The organism is Rhodomicrobium udaipurense JA643, from assembly GCF_000636015.1.
Classification (GTDB): Bacteria; Pseudomonadota; Alphaproteobacteria; order Rhizobiales; family Rhodomicrobiaceae; genus Rhodomicrobium; species Rhodomicrobium udaipurense.
In genome coordinates, this window is the sequence record NZ_JFZJ01000198.1 from 1 (window position 1) to 3,262 (window position 3,262).

Annotated in this window: 5 protein-coding genes and 1 pseudogene; 5 read left to right on the forward strand and 1 reads right to left on the reverse strand. The window is 60.9% G+C overall.

Annotated elements, in window-relative coordinates:
• From T281_RS16670 to T281_RS16680, 3 genes are all read left to right on the forward strand, one after another.
• Nucleotides 1-526, forward strand: a 526-nt coding sequence (locus T281_RS16670; protein WP_037242130.1) for a uracil-DNA glycosylase, incomplete at its 5' end; no start/stop codon positions are given.
• Complete coding sequence (locus tag T281_RS16675) at nt 504-911, forward strand: DUF3775 domain-containing protein (protein ID WP_037242136.1); 408 nt, start codon at nt 504-506, stop codon at nt 909-911. The genes T281_RS16670 and T281_RS16675, both read left to right, overlap by 23 nt.
• Before the next feature lie 360 nt (nt 912-1,271).
• Nucleotides 1,272-1,838: a metallophosphoesterase family protein gene (locus T281_RS16680; RefSeq protein ID WP_081796879.1), complete on the forward strand. Its 567-nt coding sequence runs from the start codon at nt 1,272-1,274 to the stop codon at nt 1,836-1,838.
• A 24-nt stretch (nt 1,839-1,862) separates the two neighbouring features.
• Here T281_RS16680 and T281_RS16685 read toward each other — a convergent pair whose 3' ends face one another.
• A complete protein-coding gene (locus tag T281_RS16685) occupies nt 1,863-2,543 on the reverse strand; it encodes a response regulator transcription factor (protein ID WP_013420704.1) in 681 nt (226 codons plus the stop codon).
• Between the two features lie 158 nt (nt 2,544-2,701).
• Between T281_RS16685 and T281_RS18040 the strand changes: the two genes are divergently transcribed.
• Both T281_RS18040 and T281_RS16695 read left to right on the forward strand, forming a co-directional pair.
• On the forward strand, nt 2,702-2,962 hold the full coding sequence (locus tag T281_RS18040; protein WP_081796878.1) for a DUF4212 domain-containing protein: 261 nt from the start codon (nt 2,702-2,704) through the stop codon (nt 2,960-2,962).
• A gap of 1 nt (nt 2,963) precedes the next feature.
• Nucleotides 2,964-3,262, forward strand: a pseudogene (locus T281_RS16695) (hypothetical protein); the annotation flags it as partial.

Genomic DNA, 3,262 nt, shown 5'->3' on the forward strand with positions numbered 1-3,262 from the left:
TCTTCGAGGCGCGAATCGCACCGGTCGTCCTTTCACGGGCGACTACGCCGGGGTATTGCTCTACGAGACGCTGCTCGACTTCGGCTTCGCGTCCGGCACGTACGATCAGCGCGCCGACGATGGACTGTCGTTGCGCGCCTGCCGCATCACGAACGCTGTTCGATGCGTGCCACCCGAGAACAAGCCCACGCCAGCAGAAGCGGCGGCCTGCCGGGGATTCCTCGCGGCAACGATTCGCGAGATGCCGCACCTGCGCGCGATCCTGGCGCTCGGCCGCATCGCCTTCGACGGGACGTTGCGCGCGCTCGATCTCAAAGCCTCGCAGTACAAGTTCGCTCATGGCGCCGCCCACGATCTCGGTTGCGGACGTAAACTTTTCGGCAGTTATCATTGTTCACGGTATAATACGAACACCGGCCGCTTAACGGCGGAAATGTTCAGGGATATCTTCAAGCAAATCGCGGTCTATTTAGAGAGCACCGCAAAAGAACAGAGCCAAGGCAATGCTGGAAGTCACCACCGATAAGGTTGCGCACGTCATTCTCCGCGCTCGCGAACTGGACGTAAAAACCGCCGCATGGGACGACGACGCAGATAGCGACGACGCGACGAGCGATGCGATCCTCGAAGACCGCCCCGACGACGCGACTCGGCAGGAACTCAGGGAATTCCTCGACAGCCTCAACGAGGACGAGCAGGCGAGCCTGATTGCGCTGGCCTGGATCGGACGCGGCACCTACGCGCCGGGCGAACTCGACGAGGCGATTGCCACGGCCAAGGCGGAACACGGGAATAACCCGGTGGACTATCTGTTCGGCCTGCCGCTTCTGCCGGACTATCTTGAGGATGCACTCGATCAACTTGGTTTTTCGGTCGAGGAAGCCGAAGAAGGCATCGTCCGCCGGACCTAAAGCATTGAGACCGGACGGCGCATTTATTCGCGTGAGCGAGTGTCCGCTTGGTGAAAAAGACGTCGGAAGCCTCGGCTCTGAAACCATGCCCGGCTGGGTATTGTCGTCGCGAATCCGCGCTGAGCGGCCATTTCGCCCGACGAAAGCAACGCCGTCATTTGCAATTCGTTAAGCCGCTTCATAAATGTCAGGCGGGGCCGGAGCAGCGATAGCTTGGCTCCTGGATCCTGAGCCGTATCCGATTGGGGCAACTGATCTGATCCGTCTCTCACTATTTTGTGCCCTGATACCGGTCGGATTGCGATGCTTCGGATCGAAACGGGCTCAAGCGCCGCGAGGCGCTCCGGACGAGGCGCAGCGATGACGTTATTTTTCACTTCCGACACGCATTTCGGTCACCAGAACATTATCCGCGCCTGCAATCGCCCCTTCGCGAGCGTCACCGAAATGGACGAGGCGATGATCGCGCGATGGAACGAACGCGTGCGTCCGGGCGACACCGTCTACCATCTGGGGGACTTCTGCTTCCGCAATTTTATCGGCGCTGATGCTTATCTGAAGCGGCTCAACGGCACGATCCACCTCGTTCAGGGCAATCACGACACGGAGACGCTGAAACACCACGCCGCGTTTTTCGCGAGCGTGAGCCTCATCCGCGAGATTGACGCGGGCGGGCACAACATCGTGCTGTGCCATTATCCGATGCGCGAGTGGAATGGGTCGTGGATGGGAAACTGGCACCTGTTCGGCCATGTGCATGGTCGGCTGAACCACGCGCCGCTGGGGCTTAGCCTCGACGTGGCGGCGGACGCGCATGATTTCACGCCGTGGAGCCTGGACGAGATCGAGACGGAGTTGAAGGACCGCGAAAACCCGTTCGCGGCGGGCAGACCGGCGAGCGCGCGCGTGACTCAGCGCGCACGCTAAACCGGAGCCGCTGGCGGCGGGCCGTCAGGCCCCTTCGGTACCGTCCGCCTCATCCACCGCCGCGATCCGGTTCACCGCGATCACAGCTTGCGTACGGCTGTCGACGCCGAGCTTTTGCAAGATCGCCGAGACGTGCGCCTTCACGGTCGCTTCCGAGACGGAAAGCTCGTAGGCGATCTGCTTGTTGAGAAGCCCCTTGCCAAGCATCGAAAGCACGCGAACCTGCTGCGGCGTGAGCGTCGCGAGCCGCGCGGCCATCTCGCCGAGTTCGTCCGGGCCGCCCTCGCCCTGCATCTCGTCGGTGAACCAGATGCCGCCGTCGAGAATGGTCTTCACCGCCTGCCGGATACGGTCGACGGGCAGGGACTTCGAGATGAAGCCAGACGCACCGAGATTGGCGCAGCGGCGAATCATGCTCGTATTATCGGTCGCCGAGACGATCACAACGGGAATCTGCGGATGCTGGCTCCGGAGATACATGAGGCCGGTGAGCCCGGACAGCGAAGCCGCGCCCTTCTCGCCCGGCATCTTCAGGTCGAGCAACACGAGATCCGCGCCCGGACTGGCCGAAAGCGTATCGAGCAGCTTCTCGACCGAATCCACTTCGGTGATGCTGACGCCATCCAGAGACGAGCCTAGCGTCTGCTTGAGGGCATCGCGGAAAAGCGGATGATCGTCCGCAATGATGACATGATAAGCGCTCATCGCTTGGTCGCCACAATCGGGCCACTCGCGCCGCCCGCCTTCTTCCTGGGACGCAAGTCGCGCTTGGCGTGCATGCCTTGCTTGGCTCTCGGTTTCAGATAGGATGGCAAGGACCGATTCCCGGGGTTGAACTAAAGATGTAATGAGACTGCAAAACTATGTCCGATGACGACGTTAAGCAAGCTTATTGGCGAAGTATCTCGCGGATCAGCCTCGGTATGACGGTGACACTCGCCGTGATCATGATTGTCTTTCCTTTTTTCATCCCCGAGCTCAACGCGTACCGCTTTCTGCGGTTTCCGCTGGGCTATTTCCTGCTCGCACATGGGACGGTGATTTTGCTCGCCATCCTGATATACGGCTTCTTTGGCGGGCAGCAGCGCGCGGACCGCGTCCATAACATGACCATCCAGTTCTGACATGACGCTCAATTACAGCACGCCCGCCGTAAACCCGAAGCTCGGCTCCAGTTTCGCGATCTTCGCGAGCGCTTACACCTGCCTCGTCCTGATGCTCGTGGTGCTCGAACAACTCGGCCTTTCGACGCTGACCATCGATCACGTCATCGTCGTTGCGCCAGCGCTGTTCTACATCGCTATCGGCTTCATGACCCGCACGATCGCCGTCGATGACTTTTTCGTCGCAGGCGAGCGCGTTCCGCCGCTCTACAACGCGCTTGCGCTCAACGCCATGGTGTTCGGCGGCAGCTTGCTCGCGGG